Consider the following 18,486-nt stretch of genomic DNA (forward strand, 5'->3'; position numbering starts at 1 on the left):
CGCAAGGAGCGCGCCCTGCGCAAGCTCGACTCCATGGCAGCCGACCTGGCCCGCGTCGCCGACCTGACGAACGAGCTCCACCGCCAGCTCGGGCCCCTGGCCAAGCAGGCCGCCGTCGCACAGGAGGCTGAGCTCGCCGAGGCGGTGGAGGCCGCACGCTCCGTCCTGAGCGAGGCGACCAGTCAGCGGGCCGACGCCGAGGCGGCACAGGCCGCGCTCGACGAGCACATGGGGCACGCTGACGTCGGGCCGGATGGCTCCGGTGGCGCCGACGGCGCCCGCCGGTCGCCTCCTCAGTCCCGGGCCCGCAGGGTCTCCACCGCGGAGCGGCCCAGCAGCGCGGAGGACGCGACGATGGCGAGCGCGATGACCAGCAGCGTCGCCGCCCCCAGCGCGCCGAGCTCTCCCCAGGGGCCTCCCCGGGCCACCTGGGCCGCCGGTACGGTCCTGTCCCAGGTGATATAGCCGATGATCTGCACTGCGACGGCAATGATCGCGCCCAGGAGCGTCGTCGTCACCGCGTGGATCACCCCCTCCAGGGCCTGGGCCGCGCGGACCTGCCCGGGCCGGGAGCCCGCCGCTACGAGCAGCGCGGCATCGCGGCGGCGCCGGGCCGCCCCCATGGCGATGACCGCCACCCCGCCGGTCCAGGCCACGATGAGCGCCGGGCCGAACATGGAGAACAGTCCCGTGGGCGTGACGCCGCTGGCCCCGAAGATCTTCATCGGGTAGAACATGCCGACCAGGCCGCTCGCCACGGTGAAGGGGATGACGGTCGCCGCCGAACGGCCCGCCTGATGCGCTGCCGCGCGCCGCGCCAGGAACCAGGCGGGGGCGCGGGCGGGGATGAGCGCTGTCCAGGCCCGCTCGACGACCGGCACGAGCCACGGTGCCGCCAGGAGTACCGCCCCGAGCGCCCCGAAGGCGCCCCCGGTGATGGTCACGATAGCGCGCTCTGTCTCCGGCTCAGCGCCGGCCGCCGACACGGCGGCGGCCACTACCCCCACGAGGCATCCCAGCACGCAGGTCCCTCTCAGGGCCGCGCGCCCCAGGCGCCAGCGCCGCTCACGCCGCTCATCGAGACCCCGCAGGAGGCTCACCACCTCGGCCCTCGTGGAGCGGCGGGTGGCGCCAAGACCGCCGAGGGCGCTCACCGCGATCGCCAGGACCACGAGCAGCGGTAAGTCCCCGGCGCTGGGGACCAGGCCCGCCCCGGGCAGGACGATGCCCTCCTCCACGAGCATCGGGCGCAGGAGGCGCGCGAGCGGGTAGGCGCCCGCCTGCCCCACCAGTGCGCCGAGCGCCCCGACCACCGCCAGCTGCCCGAGGAGGATGGCGCGCAGGACGCGCGGTCTCATGCCCAGAGCCCGCCACAGCCCGTGCGCGCGCTCGCGCTGGCGCACGACGAGGGCGGCCACGATGGTGAGGATGGTGATGGCGGACAGCGATACGGCTGTGAGGGTCCAGCCCTGGAACACCCTGGCGCCCTCGATCATGTTCTCATCCCCTGCGGCACGTGCCGCCGCCAGCGCGCCACGGGTGATCATCATCTGCGCGCCCGAGCAGGCGCCCGCCACGGCCACGATGATGAGGGACCAGAGCCACTGGCCCGCGTTGCGGCGCAGGTCGGTCAGTGCCAGTCGCAGCATCAGGCGAGCCTCCCCTCATCGGTCCCGGCGGCCCGTGCACGCAGGAGGGCCCGTGAGACCCCCGTCGCCTCGCCCCCGGGAAGCACCTCGACCACGCGCCCGCCGTCCATGACGATGACGTGCCGCGCCCGGGCCGCCGCGGCGGGGTCGTGGGTGACCATGAGGACGCAGGCCCCCTCGGAGGCGATCTGGGCGAACCAGTCCAGGACGATCCGCGCCGAGACGACGTCGAGCGCGGCCGTCGGCTCATCGGCCAGGACGATGGCCGGTCGGGAGGCGAGGACGCGGGCGATCGCCACCCGCTGGCGCTCGCCGCCGCTGAGGCGCTCGGGCAGCGCCCCGGCCTGGGCCGCGAGCCCGACGCGCTCCAGGGCGGCCCGCGCCCGGCCGCGCGGCAGCGGCCGACGGCGGAGACGCCCGGGCAGCGCCACATTGTCCTCGGCCGACAGTGAGGAGACGAGGTTGTCCTCCTGGAAGACCACTCCCACGTGGGCCGCCCGGAAAGCGGCGAGCGCGCTGGGGCGCAGCGACGTCGTCGTCGTACCCAGCAGGGTGACGCTCCCGGCCGTGGGGCGGTCCAGGCCTGCGATCACGTGCAGGAGCGTCGACTTCCCGCATCCCGATGCACCGACGATCGCGGTGAAGGAGGAGGAATGCAGGTCCAGGTCCACTCCGGCCAGAGCGTGGACATCGGCCGCCCGGCGCCCTGGGACCGTGTAGTCGCGCCTGAGGGCGCGCGCGGAGACCGCCGGGGGCGGCTGCGCGGGTGAGGCGGGGGCGGTTGGAACGGAGGCGCCGTCAAGGGGGCCGCGGCGGGGCGAGTGCTGAAGAGGTCTCATGCTCCGATCTCATCCCGGGCGGGGCGGTGAGTCATTGGCGCCCGGGCCCCAATGCACTGGCGACCCGCCTGCCCCTCGGGGGAGGCAGGTGGATGCCCATGGTGGTGCCAGCGCCACTGACGACGGCGACCCGCGAGGGTAGCGTCCGGGCCATGATGACGCGCCAGACCTCCTCGCGCCGCTGGCCGGCGGTCGTCCTCTACGAGTTGATCCACGCCGGGCTATGGCTGCCGCTCTTCATGATCATGGCTCTCGGGTTCCTCCTGGCGCATCTGACGATCCCCGCCCTGGCGCAGGCCGAGCGGTGGGCCGCCCGGCGTCTCGGCGCCAACGCCCCCTCCGGCCGCCAGGACGGCGAGCCGTTGGCGCGCTGGTACTCCTCACGTGCGGTGACGGCGGCCTTCTGGCGCCAGGACCTCCCTCTGGCGGTCGCCTCCCTGGTCCTCGGCCTGGCCTCCATGCTCGTGGCGATGACCGGAATCATCATGGCCGCCATCGCGGTCGGCCTGCCGTGGATCGCCTCCGAGGAGCGCCCGGCGAGGATCGGGATCTGGGAGGCCACCGGGCCGAAGGATGCCTGGTGGGCCACCCCCGCGGTCCTGCTCATGAGCGTCATCTGCCTGGCGCTCCTGGCGGCCATCGGCCGACTGCGCCTGGTGATCACGCAGGCCCTTGGGCGCGATACCGTTGCCGAGCGCGCCCGCGAGCTGGATGCCCGGGTCGGTGATCTCACGCGGGGGAGGGCCAGCCTCGTCGATGCCTTCGAGGCCGAGCGCAGTCGCATCGAGCGCGATCTGCACGACGGCGCTCAGCAGCACTTGAGCGCCCTGGCCATGACACTCGGATCGGCGCGACTCGCTGCGGCGCGCATGGGCGACCAGGAGCAGCGCGACGCGGTGCTGGCCCACGTGGATCGCGCCCAGGAGCAGGCCGAGGCCGCCCTGGTGTCACTGCGCGCCACCGTGCGCGCCGTGCGCCCCGCCGTGCTCACCGATCGAGGGCTGGCGGCGGCCGTGCGCGAGCTCTGCGCGGGGTCGGGCCTGGAGACGGGCACGTCGATCAGCGGGGACGACTCGGCGATCAGCCCACCGGTGGCCACCGCGGTCTACTTCGCGATCAGCGAGGCCCTGACGAATGTCTCCCGGCATTCGGGCGCGTCCGCCGCCCGGGTGGCGATGGTCTGCTCGGCCGCGGGGGTGGAGGCCGGCGTGGAGGACGACGGCGTCGGCGGCGCCCGTATCGAGGAGGCAGGGAGCGGGAGCACGGGTCTGGCGGGTATCGCCCAGCGGATGGCGACCGTCGGCGGCGAGTTGGCCATCGACTCCCCGCCCGGACGGGGAACGACGATCCGCCTGAGCGCCCCGGCCGCGCCGCCGTGGTGAGCCGACGGCGCGGGGCCCAGCGAGTGCGGTCCTTCGGGCACAATCGTCCCCATGAGGATCGTTCTGGCCGACGACGCCGCCCTGCTGCGCGAGGGCTTGGCCGCGCTCCTTGCCGACGCCGGGCATGAGGTCGTCGCCCAGGCCGTCGACGCGCCCGGGCTCGTGGATGCCGTGGAGGGGCTGGCCTCGCGCGGTGCTCTGCCCGATGCCGTCATCACCGATGTGCGCATGCCCCCGGGCGACGCGGACGACGGCCTCAGGGCCGTCGTCGCCCTGCGCGCCGCCCACCCGGGGCTGCCCGTCGTCGTCCTGTCGGCCTACACGGCCGGTGACTACGTGCGCGACCTGCTCGCCGAGGAGTCCGGCGGGGTCGGCTACCTCCTCAAGGAGAGGGTGGGGCGCGTCGAGGACTTCATGCGATCCCTCCAGGTCGTCGTCGGCGGGGGAGTGGTCGTGGATCCCGAGGTTGTGGCGGGCCTCCTGGCCCGCACGACGACGGCCGGCCCGTCCACGCCGTCGCAGATGAGCGCGATGGATAGCCCGGATGGCGCGGCGGCGCGCCCACAGGGCTCCAGCGCCGTCGAGCGCCTGACCCATCGCGAGCGGGAGGTCCTGGCCCTCATGGCCGAGGGCCTGTCCAACAGTCAGATCGCCGCTCGACTCGTCGTCTCCGACGGCGCGGTGGCCAAGCACGTGGCGCATATCCTCGCCAAGCTCGATCTGCCCCCCGAGGAGGAGAACCGGCGAGTGCGCGCCGTCCTCGCCTGGTTGCGGGCCACCGCTTGAAAGACGGCCGAGCGGCCGGCTCCGAGGCCCTCAACTCCGCGAGTGGGAGGCTGCCCCTTCCTGCGCGCGGACCGGGTTCTGCCGCACTGTATTCATCGCCGATGTCTTCACCCGCCGGATCGTTGGCTGGGCGTTTCCCGCTATCCCCGCGCCCCGGTTGGGGCCGTGGATACAGCTACGACAAAGCGATGACCGAGACGGTCAACGATCTGTGCAAGGCCGAGTCCATCGACGCCGAGCGCGTATTCATGTGAGGCGCAGTTCTGTGCGGGCGTCCAAGATGAGTCCAGTCGACCTCTTGACATCCTTTGACCAGCAGTATTACGATGTTGCCGCTTGGGGATCGGATCAAGGGCACTTGATCTTCAAGCCATGTATGCGCGCGCCACTAAGGGAGATGAGTGCATTATGAAAACGACAGTGAAGTCGATCATGCTCGTGATTGCCGCCACTGTGCTGTGCGCATCGATCGGTGCTCCCGCAGGTGCGGTAGTCCGAGAAAGATATCAGCAGGTTCTTGCGTCTCAGGATCAAGTTGCAGTAGATCCTCGGACCGGTGCTCAGCGTTCCGCAGTTCCCGTGCAGGGGCAAGGTCTTAAATTGAATATGGTTGAAGGGGATGAAATCTCAATTGAAGGTGATGCTGTCACGTGGACCGACTCGGCCGGACTGATTGTAGCGAGGATTGACATAACTTCTCCAGATTCCGGAATGACATTCTACTTCGATGAATCTACTCAGATGATTCGAGAAGAGGGCGCATCGTTCGTTTCGCCTGATCTTCCTCAAGGGTACTGCATGCCGAAATGGATTGGTTGGGCTTTCAATATCGCCTGGGGAGGGCTTGTGTGTCTTCCAGCATCGGCGGGCGCGAGCGGTGTTGCTACTCCGATCGCTGGCGCTGCTACGGCCGCTGCTTGCGAAGCTGCTGGCGGTGCGCTGGTCACTGCGATTTCCTGCTGACGATTGATATTGGCTTCACGGAGGAATGTGTTAATGCGCGTCAGTCGTGGCAATAATTTTCTTATTGTGGCCTGTATTCTTGGGGTTGCATCGATGTTCAGTCGAGGTATTCCCTGGTGGGCTTGGGGTGCCGCGTTCCTGATTCTAATCCTGGAAGCGGAATTTCTGTCCCGCTCATTGGCCGGCAAATCGTCTTCCGGTCAGAAGGCCCTTGGCTGGAGATTGATTGCCGTTGCGGCCGTGGCGGCCGTCTTTCTAATGGTGTCGCTATTCTTGCTCGACTTCACTGGAATTTTCTGACCTGCGCCATTTTGTCTCTTGTGGTCAGCAGGGGGCCGGCGAAGTCCTGGTGAGGTCCGGGCCCGGGCGGGGATCGGAGGGACAGGGCCCGGACTCGGCCGCATCCTTGACCCTCACGCGGCGTGAGGCGACAGGCTGCGTCGCATGAGAGATCCTCAGGGCATGAACGACGCGCCCCACCCCAGCGCCCCGGCACCGGCCCCCGCCGCTGCCGAGGCCCCCGCGCGAGAGAGCGACCGCACGGTCGGCGCCGCCGCGCGGCTGCTGGGCGTGAGCGTGCGCGCGCTCCACCACTGGGACGCGATCGGCCTGCTCACCCCCTCGGGGCGCAGCTGGTCCGGCTACCGCCTCTACAGCGACGCCGACATCGACCGCGCCCAGCAGATCCTCGTCTACCGCGAGACCGGTATGAGCCTGTCCGCGATCGGCGAGCTGCTCGACGCCGCCCCGACGACGGCGATCGATCACCTGGTGCAGCAGCGGCGCCTGTTGACCGAGAGGGTCTCTCGCCTGACGCGGATGGTCCGCGTCATCGACACCATGATGGAGGCGGAGACGATGGGTAATCACATGAGCGGGACCGAGCGGGCCGAGGCCTGGGGCGGTCAGTGGACCGAGGCGTACGCCGCTGAGGCCGAGGAGCGCTGGGGCGACACGGACGACTGGGTCGAGTCCCAGCGCCGCAAGGCCGCCATGACGCCCGAGGACTGGCAGCGGGCGATCAGCGAGACCAAGCAGCTCGAGGACGGCCTCGCCGAGGCCATGCGCCGTGGCGTGGCGCCGGGCAGCCAGGAGGCCAACGCCCTGGCCGAGCGCCATCGGGCGGACCTGAACCGCTGGTTCGAGGTGAGCGTGCCCAAGCAGGTGCTCATCGCCCGCGGGTACGTCGCCGATCAGCGCTTCACCGATTACTACGACTCCAGGGAGAAGGGTCTGGCTGCCTGGCTCAAGGAGGTCATCGACGCCTCCGCCCTCGCCCAGGGGGTGGACCCGGGCTCCGTCACCTGGGAGTGACGCGCGGGGTGGGGGAGCGCGCTTGCCCTGGCCGCTATCCTGGGCGGCAGCAACGCGCGATGCCCGGGCGGCGCCATGCCGCCCGGGCCCGCATCCCCGACCGGCGCGCCCGCGCCCCAGGAAGGACCCCCGTGTTCGGCAACCTCTCCGACCGGCTCACCGCCTCCTTCAACTCGTTGCGCGGCAAGGGCCGCCTGACCGAGGCCGACGTCGAGGCGACCGTCACCGAGATCCGCCGCGCCCTCCTCGAGGCCGACGTCGCGCTGCCAGTGGTGCGCGCCTTCACCGCCGCCGTGCGCGAGAAGGCCGTCGACGCCGCCCGCTCCCAGGCCCTCAACCCCGCCCAGCAGGTCATCAAGATCGTCAACGACGAGCTCATCGAGGTCCTGGGCGGCGCCACCCGCGAGATCAACTGGGCGGACCGCGGCCCCACGATCATCATGCTCGCCGGCCTCCAGGGCGCCGGTAAGACGACGCTCGCCGGGAAGCTCGGCCGCTGGCTCAAGGACGACGGCAAGCGAGTCCTGCTCGTGGCCTCCGACCTCCAGCGCCCCAACGCCGTCACCCAGCTCGGCGTCGTCGCCGAGCGCGCGGGCGTGGACATCTGGGCCCCCGAGCCCGGCAACGGCGTCGGGGACCCGGTTCGGGTGGCCGCCAGCGGTGTCGAGCAGGCCCGCGCCAAGGGCTACGACGTCGTCGTCGTGGATACCGCCGGCCGCCTGGGCGTGGACGCGGAGATGATGGACCAGGCCATCCGCATCCGCGACGCCGTCGCCCCCCATGAGATCCTCTTCGTCCTGGACGCGATGGTCGGCCAGGACGCCGTCAACACCTCGGTGGCCTTCCGCGATGGCGTGGGCTTCACCGGCGTCGTCCTCTCCAAGCTCGACGGCGACGCCCGCGGCGGCGCGGCCCTGTCCGTGCGCGGGGTGACCGGCGCCCCGGTCCTGTTCTCCTCCACCGGCGAGGGCCTGGACGACTTCGAGCGCTTCCACGCCGACCGCATGGCCAGCCGCATCCTCGACATGGGTGACCTGCTCACCCTCATCGAGCAGGCGGAGAAGACCCTCGACGCCAAGGAGGCCGAGGATGCCGCCGCCAAGCTCGCCAAGGGCGAGTTCACCCTCGACGACTTCCTCACCCAGCTGCGCCAGATCCGCAAGCTCGGATCGATGAAGAAGCTGCTGGGCATGATGCCCGGCATGGGGCAGATGCGCGAGGCCATCGAGGCATTCGACGACCGCGAGGTGGACCGCATCGAGGCGATCGTCTGCTCCATGACGCCCGCGGAGCGCAAGGACCTCACGATCCTCAACGGCTCGCGCCGCACCCGTATCGCCAAGGGCTCGGGCACCACCGTCCAGGCGGTCAACGAGCTCGTCGACCGCTTCGAACAGGCCAAGAAGATGATGGAGGCCATGGCATCGGGCGGCATGGGAGGCGCGGGCGGCCCGGGTGGAATGCCCGGCATGGGGTCGCTGCCGTCCATGGGCAAGCACTCCAAGGCCCGTCAGGCGCCCAAGGCCAAGAAGAAGGGCAAGGGCGGCAAGAAGGGACGCTCCGGCAACCCCGCCAAGGCGGCGCGCCAGGCCAGGGAGGCCGCGCAGGGCGCCCAGGAGGCGCCCGCCGCGCCGGTGGCCGGGTCCTCCTTCGGGCTGGGCCAGGCGGCGGGCGGGGGAGTGGGCGGTGCTGCCAGCACTGCCGGCGGCTACGGCATCATGCCGGGCCAGCAGGCCGCCCCCGCGCAGCCCCAGCAGGCGGCCTCCAGTGGTGACGACGTCGCCGACGCCATGGCAGCGCTTCCCGAGGACCTGCGCCGCCGCCTCGGGCTCTGAGGCCCGGGCTCCGAGACCGGCGGGGCAGCGGCCTTGGGCGCGGGCGCCGAGGACCTCGATCCCGCCCCTGGTCCCCGGGGCCTCGGCGACGCACCCCGCAGGTGACGAGGGGCCCGCCTCCGCGAGGGTCGCGTCGTTCCGGCCATCGGCGTCGTCGGCCCGATCCGGGGCCTTCCGCCCCCGCGAGGGCTGCGCAGGCGGCGTCATGGACACTCGGGTGGTCCCGCTCCCGGCTTCGGCCGCGTACTCCATGTTGGCGAGGGCCTGCGAAGCGCTGAGCGACCGACAGATCATGCCCGTGCCCCGGAGCACTGGGCGGCGAGTGGCGACGAGCGCCGCGTCAATTCTGCTGCCGTGGCGGAGGGCGCGCGCTGGGGGCGAGCGGGGAATCAGCGGAATCTCAACGGTATTGGTCGCGTGTTTCTCGCGGCGCTGGTTCCACGGCAGCAGAAATGACAGTGCTTCCCCATCGGCGGAGGGCGCGGAGGCGGATTGAGGCCGCGGTATGAGACGGGGGCTGCGCCAACTGGCGGGGGCTCCCACCGAGTGATGCCTTTCCCACTGAGTGGTGCCCTCCGCACCCACTGGTGCGGGCAGGACGCACTAATGGGTGCGGACGGCACCGTTCAGTGCGGAACGCACCGCTGAGGCTCCGTGGACGTCGAGGCTGCGCGTGCCGGCTTGTGGGGTGTTATCTGTTGGTTGTGGGTGTCTTGGTCGGGTTGGTCCTCGTCCGGGTCGCCGCCGTGTGTTGGGGCTGCGGGCGGTCCCCCGGGCCCCGCGTCGAGGGCGGCGCTGGGCCGTCGGGAGTAGCAGCGGGCCGTTCGGGGCAGCGCTCCCCGCGCTGCTCTGGACGGCCAAGCGGTGCTTTCAACGGCTCAGCGCTGCCCCACACGGTCCCGCGGTGCTCACGACGGCGCAGGCGGTGCCCAGGTGGGGCCCGCGCCGGGCCGCGGCGAGCACCGATCCCGACGCCAACGCGACCACGGTCCCCGGGCGGATCACCACGGCGCCCTCATGGGTCGGCTTCCACCGGCAGGTGAGTGGAGAAGCCGGTTCAACGAGCCTACGCAACGGAAAGCCAGCCCCTGAACCAACATGATGCGCCCTATGCGCCGAGTTCGGCGGGCAGGAGGACGGAGCCCGTCATCAGCAGTGCGAGCTCGATGCCGGAGGGGGCTGCCGGCTGCTCCGACAACCATCCGCTCCTACAGCCAGCCGTTGCGCTCGGCCGTGCGGGCCGCCTCGGTGCGGTTGCGCGCGTGGGTCTTGGCGATCGCGCTCGACAGGTAGTTGCGCACGGTCCCCTCACCCAGGCGCAGACCGGCCGCGATCCCATGGGCCCCGTCCCCCCGGGCCGCCAGGCGCAGCACCTCCTTCTCCCGCTCGGTGAGCGGATTGGGCCCCAGGAGCACCGATTCCTGGGCCAGGGTCGGGTCGATGACCCTCAGCCCCGCGTGAATGCGACGGATCGCGTCCGCCAGCTGCTCCGGGGGAGTGTCCTTGACCAGGAAGCCGCTCGCCCCCGCCTCCAGCGCCCGCGACAGGTACCCCGGGCGCCCGAAGGTGGTCACGATGAGGCTTCGGCAGGCCAGCCCCGAGGCGGCCAGGGCCGCAGCCGCGGCCAACCCATCGCCGTCGGGCATATCGATGTCCAGCAGCGCCACGTCGGCGCCGTGCTCGTGGGCCGCGGTCACCACGTCATTGCCGGAGCCCACCTGCGCCACGACCTCCAGGTCCGCCTCCAGGCCCAGCAGGGTCGCCAGCGCGCCGCGCACCAGCGCCTGGTCATCCGCGATGAGCAGGCGGATGACGCCGCTGCCGCGCTCGGAATCCGTCGCCTTCACAGCAGGACCTCCATCTCGGTGCCCGGGCCGGCCCCGCCCGGGCCGGGAACGGGGCGCGGCGCCGGGCTCGTCAAGCGCGCCTCGCCCCCAGCGGCCTCCACCCGCTGTCGCAGGCCCCGCAGCCCGTTCCCGGCGGGAGCCCCATCGAGCCCGCGGCCATTGTCCGCCACCACGATCCGCCCGGGGGACAGGGCCACCCTCACCGCTGTGGCGCCCGCATGGCGCAGGATGTTCGTCGTGGCCTCGCGCAGCGCCCAGGAGGCCAGCTCGCGCTGCCCCAGGGGGAGGTCCTCGGGACCGCCGGCGATCTCGGCGTCGATTCCGGCCGCCGCGAAGGCCGTGCGCGAGGACTCGATCTGGCTGGCCAGATCCGGGGTGCGCAGGCGCGTGACGGTCGCCCGCACGTCCGCCAGGGCGGCCCGCGAGAGCTCGATGACCTCGGCGAGCTCCCGCTCGGCCGCTTCGGGATCCCGGCGCAGGAGCCGCTGGGCCACTTCCGCCTTGAGTGTCAGCACCGTGAGCGAGTGACCGAGGATGTCATGCACGTCCCGGCCGATCTCCTCGCGCTCGGCCATCGCCGCCTCCGCGCGGGCCTGCCGGGCGCGCTGCACCTCCTGCTCGGAGTAGAAGCGGGAGATGATCACGAACCCCGACGACGTGATGCAGCCGAGTGCCATGTACACGAGCCCCGGCTCGCCCGTGTCCACTGTCAGGATGACGGCCAGGGCGGCCAGGCACATTCCCGCACTGGCCATCAGGCCCGTGCGCAGCCTGGTGGTGAACAGGACGACAGCGCAGAAGTAGGGCAGGAACACCGCGGAGTACCAGGTGATCGCGATCGTGGCCCCAACCGCGCAGACTCCCAGGAGGACGAGCGGGCGGATCGCGGGGGCCAGCTCCTCGCGCGGCGTCGACTGCGGGGAGAGGCGGGCGAAGTCGCCGCGCTTGGCGATAAGGCTGACCTCGATCACGTAGATCACCGCGAAGGCCGCCAGGCCGCAGGACCCCAGGATCTTCGCCCAAAGCGGGGCCCGCGATGCCAGGAGGAAGGCGGTCACCGGGAGGAGGAAGCCGATCCAGATGGAGGCCTCCCAGTCGACGCCGAGCCATCCGGGCGTGCCGGGCCAGGTGTCGCGCCAGTCCCTCCAATTCGGCCCCGGCGCCGAGGGCGGAGCCTGGCCGGGGCCGCGCCCGCTCATCGCCGCACCGTCGCCCGACGGCGGGAGAGCAGGCAGACGACGGCGATGATGAGCGTCCATGCCACGAGGTTAGCGGCCTGGATCCACGGGCTCTCGTGGACGATCCTCGAGGCCGTGTTGATGACATCGCCCATGATGGGGCGCTGCGCGAGGGTCACGGCCCCGTAGAGGGGCGTGTAGTGGGCGATCGTGAACAGCGTCCCGGACAGCGGCATGAAGATATTGGACAGGAAGGCCCACACCGTCACCGAGGCGGCGGCCGTGCCCACGGCGCCCTGGGAGGGGAACCACATGCCGATGGCCAGGCCGTACAGGGCGAAGGGGATCGTCGGCAGCAGGCAGCCCAGGAAGGAGGCGATCCAGACGAGCGGGGTGTCGCAGTGCGCGCCCATGACGGCCCCGGTGCCGAACAGCAGGGTGGTGGGCACGAGCGACAGCAGGACCGCCGCGGCGGATTTGACCAGGTAGTACGCGCGCATTCCACCGGGGGTCAGCCCCATCTGGCGGCCCCATCCCCCCGCGAGCTCGACGGCGCTGCTCCCCGCCACGGTCGTGGCCGCCATGGCGGCGCTGAAGGCCGCCATATTGACCATGACGACGGCGTTGACATTGCCTCGGCCCGCATCGATGTCGCTGTAGGAGGCCATGGTCCCGAATAGGAGGTACATGCCCAGCGGCATGACGACGATGAAGATGATCGTGTCCGCCCTCAGGACCGTTGTGCGCAGCTCGCAGAGCAGGTAGGGGATCAGGCTCGGGCGCTCCGAGGGGGCCGGGGCGGGCCCGGGGCGGCGGGGCGCGGGGGCCGAGGTAGTGGTCGCAGTGCTGTCATCAGTGCTCATGGTGTTCTCCGGGAGGTGTCGAGATGGTCGTGGGCGGGCGCACTCGGGCGCTCATCGCGCCGGAGGGGCGGACGATCCTCCGGCTGTTCCCCCGACCGGCACGGAGTCCTCGACGAGATCGGCGAAGACGTCGTCGAGGCTGAGGGCCGTGATCCCCAGGTGGTGCGCCGGAGTGCGGGTCAGCAGGATGCGGGCGACGTCGTCGGGCGCGGTGGTCCGCAGCTCGACGTGCTCGCCGCGCACCGCGACGTCCTGGAGCGAGTCGCGCACGCCGGCCAGCACCTCCTCGAGCGCGGCCATGCCGGCCATGCCGGCCATGCCAGCCATGCCGGGCCAGGTGGCGGTGACGATGGTGCCCTCCCCGAGCGCCCGCACGTCGTCCACCGAGCCCGAGGCGATGATCCGGCCGCGGTGGATGATGACGATCCGGTCTGCGAAGTCCGCGGCCTCCTGGAGGTAGTGCGTGGCGAACAGGACCGCCTTGTCCCCGGCGGCGCGCTCGCGGATCGCGGCCCAGAAGGAGCGGCGGGCGGTGACGTCCATGCCGGCGGTGGGCTCGTCGAGCACCATGAGATCCGGGTTGCCCAGCAGCGCCAGGGCCAGGCGCAGGCGCTGACGCTCGCCCCCGGAGCACTTGGCGACCCTCCGGCCCAGGATCGGGCCGATACCGGCGAGCTCCAGGACGGCCGGGACATCGTGGCGGGCGCCGCGCATGGCGGACACGGCGCTGATCGTCTGGCGCACCGTGTAGTCGGGCAGGAGGCCCCCCTCCTGGAGGATTGCGCCGGTGCGCAGCCCCCGGGCCGCTTCGGCGGGGGTGAGGCCGAAGACCCGGGCGATCCCGGCATCGGGGGCGGAGAAGCCGAGGATGATGTCCAGGGTGGTCGACTTGCCGGCGCCATTGGGGCCGAGGAAGGCCACGATCTCACCGGGGGCCACGCGCAGGTCGATGCCGTCGACCGCGCGCACCGGCCCGAAGGTCTTGACCAAACCGGTCACCCCGACGGCCGGAGGCGGGGCGCTCCTCCCACTGCGCGGGCCCGGGGCGGGCGAGTGCGAGTGACCTGGGGGCAGGGGCTCCGCGGCGCCTGGGCCGCCCGGCATGTGCTGTGTCATGGCCCCATGGTCGGCGCGATGGGCGGCGCCGGGTACTGAGCGCTGTCACCATCCGCCGATGACAGATGTCATGCGGGCGGGCCGGCCCTCGGCGCCCCAGCCGAGGGCCGGACGTGAGAACGCGGCGTTTCACGGTCTCGGCTAGTCTCACGGGGTTCACCTCGGAACCGGACTGACGGGACCCCTCATGCCGATCGCCATGCCCCTCGCCCTCCCGGCCGCCCTCCCCGCGACGATCACAGCAGCGGCTTCGGACGCGCCCCTCGCCGAGCGGCTCACCGAGTCGCTGGGCGCCTTCGAGGGCTTCGTGTCGGGCAAGATCCTCGTGTGGATCCTGCTCGGCGCCGGGCTCTTCCTCACCCTGGGCACCCGCGGGGTCCAGCTGCGCCTCTTCGCCCGCAGCCTCCGCCTGGTCCTGCGCTCGCGTCATCAGCGCGGATCCCTCTCCAGCTTCCAGGCCTTCGTCATCGGCCTGGGCGGGCGCGTGGGCACCGGCAACATCGCCGGCGTCGCCCTGGCGGTCACCCTGGGCGGGCCCGGCGCGCTGTTCTGGATGTGGGTGGTGGCCCTGCTCGGCATGGCCACATCCTTCGCCGAATCCACGCTCGCCCAGGTCTTCAAGGTCCGCAATGCCGATGGCATCTTCCGGGGCGGGCCCGCCTACTACATGCAGCGGGGCCTGGCCCTCGAGGGGCGCGGTGGAATCGGCCGGGCGATGGGCATCGTCTTCGCGCTCATGCTCATCTTCTCCTACGGGCTCATCTTCCCGATGGTCCAGTCCAATACGATCGCCGCCACCCTCGACTCCTCCCACCACGTGTCCACCACGGCCACCGCGATCGTCCTCATGCTGGTGACCGCCCCGATCCTCCTGGCCGGGATGCGCTTCGTCGCCCGGGTGACCGAGTGGCTGGTGCCCCTCATGGCCCTGGCCTACATCGTCGTGGTCGCCGTCGTCATCATCGTCTCCCTCCCCAGCCTCCCCGGGGTCTTCGGGGACATCATCGCCGGTGCCTTCGGCCTGCGGCCGGGCCTGGCGGGCGTGGGCGGGGGCCTGTTCGCCACCTTCCTCAACGGCACCAAGCGCGGCCTGTTCTCCAACGAGGCGGGCCAGGGCTCCTCACCCAACGGCGCTGCCACCGCCGACGTCGCCCACCCCGTGGTCCAGGGACTCATCCAGTCCCTCGGCGTCTTCATCGACACGATCGTCATCTGCACCGCCACCGGCCTGACGGTGCTGCTGGCCGCCCCCTCGATATACACCCCGGGGGTCCAGCCCGCGTGGGCCGAGACCACGCTCGTCCAGCACGCCCTGGCGGACGCCCTGCCCGGCGGGTGGGTCGTGTGGTTCATGACCTTCGTCGTGGCGACCTTCGCCTACTCCTCGGTTCTGGGCTACTCGAACTTCGCCGAGATCAACCTCAGCTACCTGGGCGGCGGGCGCGGGGCCGGGGTGGCGCTGCGACTGGCGATGACGGCGACCACGGGACTGGGCGCGGTCGTCGCCCTCGACCTGGCCTGGGTGATGGCCGACGTCGCCCTCGCCCTCATGACGATCCTCAACCTCGTGGCCGTGCTCTGGCTGAGCCGCTGGGTCTTCGCCGTCCTGCGCGACTACGACCGCCAGCGATTCGACGGCGTCGCCGAGCCGGCCTTCGTCGCCGATCGCGCCGGCCTGCCCGCGGCCCTCGACGGCGACATCTGGACGGCGGACAAGGCCGCCGCGCGCGTGGCCAGCCTCGACGAGGAGGCCTGAGCCGCCCGGGGCCCACCCGCGGGGCCCTGGACACCGGGGCTGCGCCCCGTGAAGTCCTGTGGGCGATCTCGCACGGCATCGCGGCCGGTCGGCGGCCCCCGCAGTAGCGGCCTCTTGGCGGCATCTGGCACAATCCCCTGTGCACTCGGGCGCGCGAGGTCCCTCTCCCCAACGCGCTCGCGTCTCGGCTCCCGCCGGAAACCGTTGCTTGACCCCACCGGGGATCGGCGCGGGCCAAACCATCCAGAACCAGGAGTTCAACCAAGTGGCAGTCAAGATTCGCCTCAAGCGCATGGGCAAGAAGTTCGCCCCCTTCTACCGGGTCGTCGTCCTCGACTCCCGCAAGAAGCGCGATGGCCGTGTCATCGAGGAGGTCGGCCTCTACGACCCGATGCAGGAGCCCTCGCTCATCCGCATCGACTCCGAGCGGGTCCAGTACTGGCTCGGCGTGGGCGCCCAGCCCTCCGACACCGTCTTCAACCTGCTCAAGATCACGGGCGACTACCAGAAGTTCAAGGGCCTGCCCGGCGCCGAGGGTCGTCTGAAGATCAAGGACGCCGAGGCCGCTGCGGCGGCCAAGGAGGCAGCAGTCAAGGCCGTCTCCGATGACGCCGAGAAGCGCAAGGCCGCCGCTGCCAAGGCGAAGGCCGATGCCGAGAAGGAGGCGGCCGACGCTGCCGCCGCCGAGGCCAAGGCCGCGGAGGGTACCGCCGAGGAGGCGGCTCCCGAGGCCCCCGCCGAGGAGGCCTGACATGCTCGCTGACGCGCTCGAGCACCTCGTCCGCGGGATTGTCGACAATCCCGACGACGTCACCGTCACCTCCCGGTCGCTGCGCCGCGGCGACCTCCTCGAGGTGCGTGTGAACCCCGAGGACCTCGGCCGCGTCATCGGGCGCTCGGGCCGCACCGCCCGGGCCCTGCGCACGGTCGTGGGCGCGCTGGCGGACTCGCCGGTGCGCGTCGACGTCGTCGACACCGACCGCCGCTGAGCGCGGGTCGGCCGAGCGGCCTTCTCACCCCGCGCCGTCGCCCGGCCCTCCAGGAATGGAGGGCCGGGCGACGGCGTTGTGCCTGCCATCGGCCCTCATCCGGGCCGGATCACCTGCCCGCAACACGCAGTTCGACGAAGGAGACAGACTCATGCGCTTAGGAGACTCGGACCTCGACGTCGCCAGGATCGGATTCGGCGGCAACGTCCTGGGATGGACCGCCGACGAGGCGACCAGCCACGCCGTCCTCGACGCCTACGTCGCCGCGGGCGGCAATTTCATCGACACCGCCGACGGCTACTCCCACTGGGCGAGCGGCCACCGCGGCGGGGAGTCCGAGACCATCATCGGCTCCTGGATCCGCGCGCGGGGCCGCCACGACGACCTCGTCATCGCCACGAAGGTCTCCACCAAGCCCGACCGGGCCGGACTGGCCCCCGACAACGTGCGCCTGGCCGTCGACGAGTCCCTCACCCGCCTGGGAGTCGAGGCCATCGACCTCTACTACGCCCACTTCGACGACCCCACCGTGCCCCTGGCGGAGACGGTCGCCGTCTTCGAGGAGATCCGCGCCGTCGGCAAGATCCGCCACGTCGCCCTGTCCAACTACACCCCTGAGCGCATCGAGGAGTGGATGGCGCTCGCCGCCGAGCAGGGCGCCGCCGCCCCCGTCGCCCTCCAGCCCCACTACAACCTCCTGCACCGCGGCGACGTCGAGGGCCCCGGCGGGCGCGGCGAGGTCGCCGCCCGGCACGGCCTCGGCCTCGTGCCCTACTTCTCCCTCGCCGCGGGCTTCCTCGCCGGCAAGTACCGGCGCGATGAGGCCCCCACCGGTGACCGCGCCGGAATGGTCGCCGACTACCTGCGCCCCGAGTGCTTCGACGTCGTTGACGCCGTGGTCGAGATCGCCGCCGCCCACGGCGTCGAGCCCGCCTCCGTGGCCCTGGCCTGGCTGCGCGACCGCCCCGGCGTCGTCGCGCCCCTGGCCTCGGCCCGCTCCCTCGCCCAGCTCCCGGCCATCACCGCCGCGCTCGACCTCGCACTGGCCCCGGAGGAGACCGATCGCCTCACGCGCCTGTCCGACGCCGTCGCCTGAGGGCCCGCCAGCGCGGCGTTGAGCGGAGACGGGCTCGGCCCGCAGAAACCGTCTCATTCCGGCGTTGCGTCCTCGAACTACGAGGATGAGGGCGCAACGCCGGGATGAGACGGTAAGAAGGGGACGAGGGCGCAACGCCAGGGCTACCTCCTGCTCGGGGAGTGACCTTCACCCCTCCTCGCGTCGACGCGGGGGCCGGGCCGGGCGGCGCGGTAGGTTGGTCACTGATGCGCGGCGGATCGATCGCGCCGCCGACCCACGCCTACCCAGGAGACTAGGTGCAGCTCACCGTCGCCATCATCGGCCCCGCCCACGCCCTCAAGGGCGAGGTCCGCCTGGAGATCCGCACCGACGACCCGGACGGCCGCCTCGCCCCCGGCGCCGTCCTGGCCACCCAGGACCGTTCCGGGAGACCGGCCGCCGACCTCACCGTGGAGCGCCTGCGCTTCGACGGCACCCGCTGGTTCGCGGCCTTCGCCGAGGCCCCCGATCGCACCGCCGCCGAGGCCCTGCGCGGCCACCGCCTCCTCATCGACACCGACGCCGAGCCCGAGGATGAGGACGACGACGCCTGGTACCGTCATGAGCTCGTGGGCCTGGCCGCCCACCACATCGACGGCACCGGGCTCGGCACCGTCACCGACCTCGAGCCCGGCGTCGCCCAGGACCGTCTCATCATCACCACGCCCGGCGGGCAGCGCATCGCCGTCCCCTTCGTCGAGGCGCTCGTGCCCGAGGTCGATCCCGGGGCCGGCCGGGTCCTCATCGACCCTCCCGGCGGCCTCTTCCCGGGCCTGGGCGCCATCGAGATCAGCGAGGAGACCACGGCCGACGGCGGTGACCATGGCTGAGATGAGCGCCGCGCCCGCCCGT

The 18,486-nt window shown here is 71.9% G+C and carries 18 protein-coding genes; 11 read left to right on the plus strand and 7 right to left on the minus strand.

Translation table 11 applies throughout. The features are described 5' to 3' along the window. From B1H55_RS12670 to B1H55_RS08045, 3 genes are all read right to left on the minus strand, one after another. Positions 1-228, minus strand: a 228-nt coding sequence (locus B1H55_RS12670) for a hypothetical protein (RefSeq protein ID WP_205635513.1), incomplete at its 3' end; no start/stop codon positions are given. Positions 229-293: 65 nt separating this feature from the next. Next, positions 294-1,649 carry an FtsX-like permease family protein gene (locus tag B1H55_RS13025; protein WP_077240359.1) on the minus strand — a complete coding sequence of 452 codons (1,356 nt, stop codon included), beginning with the start codon at positions 1,647-1,649 and terminating at the stop codon, positions 294-296. After that, the gene (locus B1H55_RS08045) at positions 1,649-2,488 is read right to left on the minus strand and encodes an ABC transporter ATP-binding protein (protein WP_077240358.1); all 840 of its coding nucleotides are present in this window, start codon (positions 2,486-2,488) and stop codon (positions 1,649-1,651) included. Before B1H55_RS08045 ends, B1H55_RS13025 begins: the two co-directional genes overlap by 1 nt. Positions 2,489-2,640: 152 nt before the next feature. On the opposite strand from B1H55_RS08045, the gene B1H55_RS08050 reads away from it, so the two are divergent. The 6 genes from B1H55_RS08050 to ffh all read left to right on the plus strand — a co-directional run bounded on the left by B1H55_RS08050 (position 2,641) and on the right by ffh (position 8,768). Further along, positions 2,641-3,870 (plus strand): sensor histidine kinase, encoded by a 1,230-nt coding sequence (locus tag B1H55_RS08050; RefSeq protein ID WP_077240357.1) that lies wholly within the window; start codon positions 2,641-2,643, stop codon positions 3,868-3,870. A 51-nt stretch (positions 3,871-3,921) separates the two neighbouring features. Beyond that, positions 3,922-4,656, plus strand: a complete 735-nt coding sequence (locus B1H55_RS08055) for a response regulator transcription factor (RefSeq protein ID WP_077240356.1) — start codon at positions 3,922-3,924, stop codon at positions 4,654-4,656. A gap of 408 nt (positions 4,657-5,064) precedes the next feature. Continuing rightward, entirely contained in the window at positions 5,065-5,619 is a 555-nt protein-coding gene (locus B1H55_RS12340; RefSeq protein ID WP_143221369.1) for a hypothetical protein, read from the plus strand. A gap of 33 nt (positions 5,620-5,652) precedes the next feature. Then, positions 5,653-5,919, plus strand: a complete 267-nt coding sequence (locus tag B1H55_RS12345; RefSeq protein ID WP_143221368.1) for a hypothetical protein — start codon at positions 5,653-5,655, stop codon at positions 5,917-5,919. A 162-nt stretch (positions 5,920-6,081) separates the two neighbouring features. Further along, entirely contained in the window at positions 6,082-6,933 is an 852-nt protein-coding gene (locus B1H55_RS08060) for a MerR family transcriptional regulator (RefSeq protein WP_080461671.1), read from the plus strand. Positions 6,934-7,064: 131 nt separating this feature from the next. Further along, the gene (gene ffh / locus B1H55_RS08065; protein WP_077240354.1) at positions 7,065-8,768 is read left to right on the plus strand and encodes a signal recognition particle protein; all 1,704 of its coding nucleotides are present in this window, start codon (positions 7,065-7,067) and stop codon (positions 8,766-8,768) included. A 1,208-nt stretch (positions 8,769-9,976) separates the two neighbouring features. Here ffh and B1H55_RS08075 read toward each other — a convergent pair. Genes B1H55_RS08075 through B1H55_RS08090 form a run of 4 tightly spaced genes read right to left on the minus strand, consistent with a single transcriptional unit; the run spans position 9,977 to position 13,772 of the window. Beyond that, positions 9,977-10,615 (minus strand): response regulator transcription factor, encoded by a 639-nt coding sequence (locus B1H55_RS08075; protein ID WP_231952865.1) that lies wholly within the window; start codon positions 10,613-10,615, stop codon positions 9,977-9,979. After that, positions 10,612-11,874, minus strand: coding sequence for a sensor histidine kinase (locus B1H55_RS08080; protein WP_231952875.1), 1,263 nt, complete (start codon positions 11,872-11,874; stop codon positions 10,612-10,614). The genes B1H55_RS08075 and B1H55_RS08080 overlap by 4 nt, the downstream gene beginning before the upstream one ends. Continuing rightward, positions 11,811-12,656 carry an ABC transporter gene (locus tag B1H55_RS08085; protein ID WP_080461673.1) on the minus strand — a complete coding sequence of 282 codons (846 nt, stop codon included), beginning with the start codon at positions 12,654-12,656 and terminating at the stop codon, positions 11,811-11,813. Before B1H55_RS08085 ends, B1H55_RS08080 begins: the two co-directional genes overlap by 64 nt. A 51-nt stretch (positions 12,657-12,707) precedes the next feature. Beyond that, a complete protein-coding gene (locus B1H55_RS08090) occupies positions 12,708-13,772 on the minus strand; it encodes an ABC transporter ATP-binding protein (protein WP_080461674.1) in 1,065 nt (354 codons plus the stop codon). A gap of 187 nt (positions 13,773-13,959) precedes the next feature. On the opposite strand from B1H55_RS08090, the gene B1H55_RS08095 reads away from it, so the two are divergent. The 5 genes from B1H55_RS08095 (at position 13,960) to rimM (ending at position 18,464) form a co-directional block, all read left to right on the plus strand. Beyond that, the gene (locus B1H55_RS08095; protein ID WP_231952884.1) at positions 13,960-15,528 is read left to right on the plus strand and encodes an alanine/glycine:cation symporter family protein; all 1,569 of its coding nucleotides are present in this window, start codon (positions 13,960-13,962) and stop codon (positions 15,526-15,528) included. A gap of 265 nt (positions 15,529-15,793) precedes the next feature. Then, positions 15,794-16,279 carry a 30S ribosomal protein S16 gene (rpsP, locus tag B1H55_RS08100; protein WP_080461675.1) on the plus strand — a complete coding sequence of 162 codons (486 nt, stop codon included), beginning with the start codon at positions 15,794-15,796 and terminating at the stop codon, positions 16,277-16,279. A 1-nt stretch (position 16,280) separates the two neighbouring features. Further along, a complete protein-coding gene (locus tag B1H55_RS08105; RefSeq protein ID WP_003786440.1) occupies positions 16,281-16,517 on the plus strand; it encodes an RNA-binding protein in 237 nt (78 codons plus the stop codon). Between the two features lie 151 nt (positions 16,518-16,668). Further along, entirely contained in the window at positions 16,669-17,613 is a 945-nt protein-coding gene (locus B1H55_RS08110) for an aldo/keto reductase (RefSeq protein ID WP_077240350.1), read from the plus strand. Between the two features lie 278 nt (positions 17,614-17,891). Next, positions 17,892-18,464 carry a ribosome maturation factor RimM gene (gene rimM, locus B1H55_RS08115; RefSeq protein ID WP_073453147.1) on the plus strand — a complete coding sequence of 191 codons (573 nt, stop codon included), beginning with the start codon at positions 17,892-17,894 and terminating at the stop codon, positions 18,462-18,464. Positions 18,465-18,486 lie beyond the last annotated feature (22 nt).

The organism is Actinomyces denticolens, from assembly GCF_002072185.1.
In the GTDB taxonomy this organism is placed as follows: Bacteria; Actinomycetota; Actinomycetes; order Actinomycetales; family Actinomycetaceae; genus Actinomyces; species Actinomyces denticolens.

Excerpts from the sequence above, each read along its gene's own strand:
- B1H55_RS13025 (WP_077240359.1), bottom strand. The coding sequence starts at position 1,649 with ATGCTGCGACTGGCACTGACCGACCTGCGCCGCAACGCGGGCCAGTGG.
- B1H55_RS08045 (WP_077240358.1), bottom strand. The coding sequence starts at position 2,488 with ATGAGACCTCTTCAGCACTCGCCCCGCCGCGGCCCCCTTGACGGCGCC.
- B1H55_RS08050 (WP_077240357.1), top strand. The coding sequence starts at position 2,641 with ATGATGACGCGCCAGACCTCCTCGCGCCGCTGGCCGGCGGTCGTCCTC.
- B1H55_RS08055 (WP_077240356.1), top strand. The coding sequence starts at position 3,922 with ATGAGGATCGTTCTGGCCGACGACGCCGCCCTGCTGCGCGAGGGCTTG.
- B1H55_RS12340 (WP_143221369.1), top strand. The coding sequence starts at position 5,065 with ATGAAAACGACAGTGAAGTCGATCATGCTCGTGATTGCCGCCACTGTG.
- B1H55_RS12345 (WP_143221368.1), top strand. The coding sequence starts at position 5,653 with ATGCGCGTCAGTCGTGGCAATAATTTTCTTATTGTGGCCTGTATTCTT.
- B1H55_RS08060 (WP_080461671.1), top strand. The coding sequence starts at position 6,082 with ATGAACGACGCGCCCCACCCCAGCGCCCCGGCACCGGCCCCCGCCGCT.
- B1H55_RS08080 (WP_231952875.1), bottom strand. The coding sequence starts at position 11,874 with ATGGACGCTCATCATCGCCGTCGTCTGCCTGCTCTCCCGCCGTCGGGC.
- B1H55_RS08085 (WP_080461673.1), bottom strand. The coding sequence starts at position 12,656 with ATGAGCACTGATGACAGCACTGCGACCACTACCTCGGCCCCCGCGCCC.
- B1H55_RS08090 (WP_080461674.1), bottom strand. The coding sequence starts at position 13,772 with ATGACACAGCACATGCCGGGCGGCCCAGGCGCCGCGGAGCCCCTGCCC.
- B1H55_RS08095 (WP_231952884.1), top strand. The coding sequence starts at position 13,960 with ATGCCGATCGCCATGCCCCTCGCCCTCCCGGCCGCCCTCCCCGCGACG.
- B1H55_RS08105 (WP_003786440.1), top strand. The coding sequence starts at position 16,281 with ATGCTCGCTGACGCGCTCGAGCACCTCGTCCGCGGGATTGTCGACAAT.
- B1H55_RS08110 (WP_077240350.1), top strand. The coding sequence starts at position 16,669 with ATGCGCTTAGGAGACTCGGACCTCGACGTCGCCAGGATCGGATTCGGC.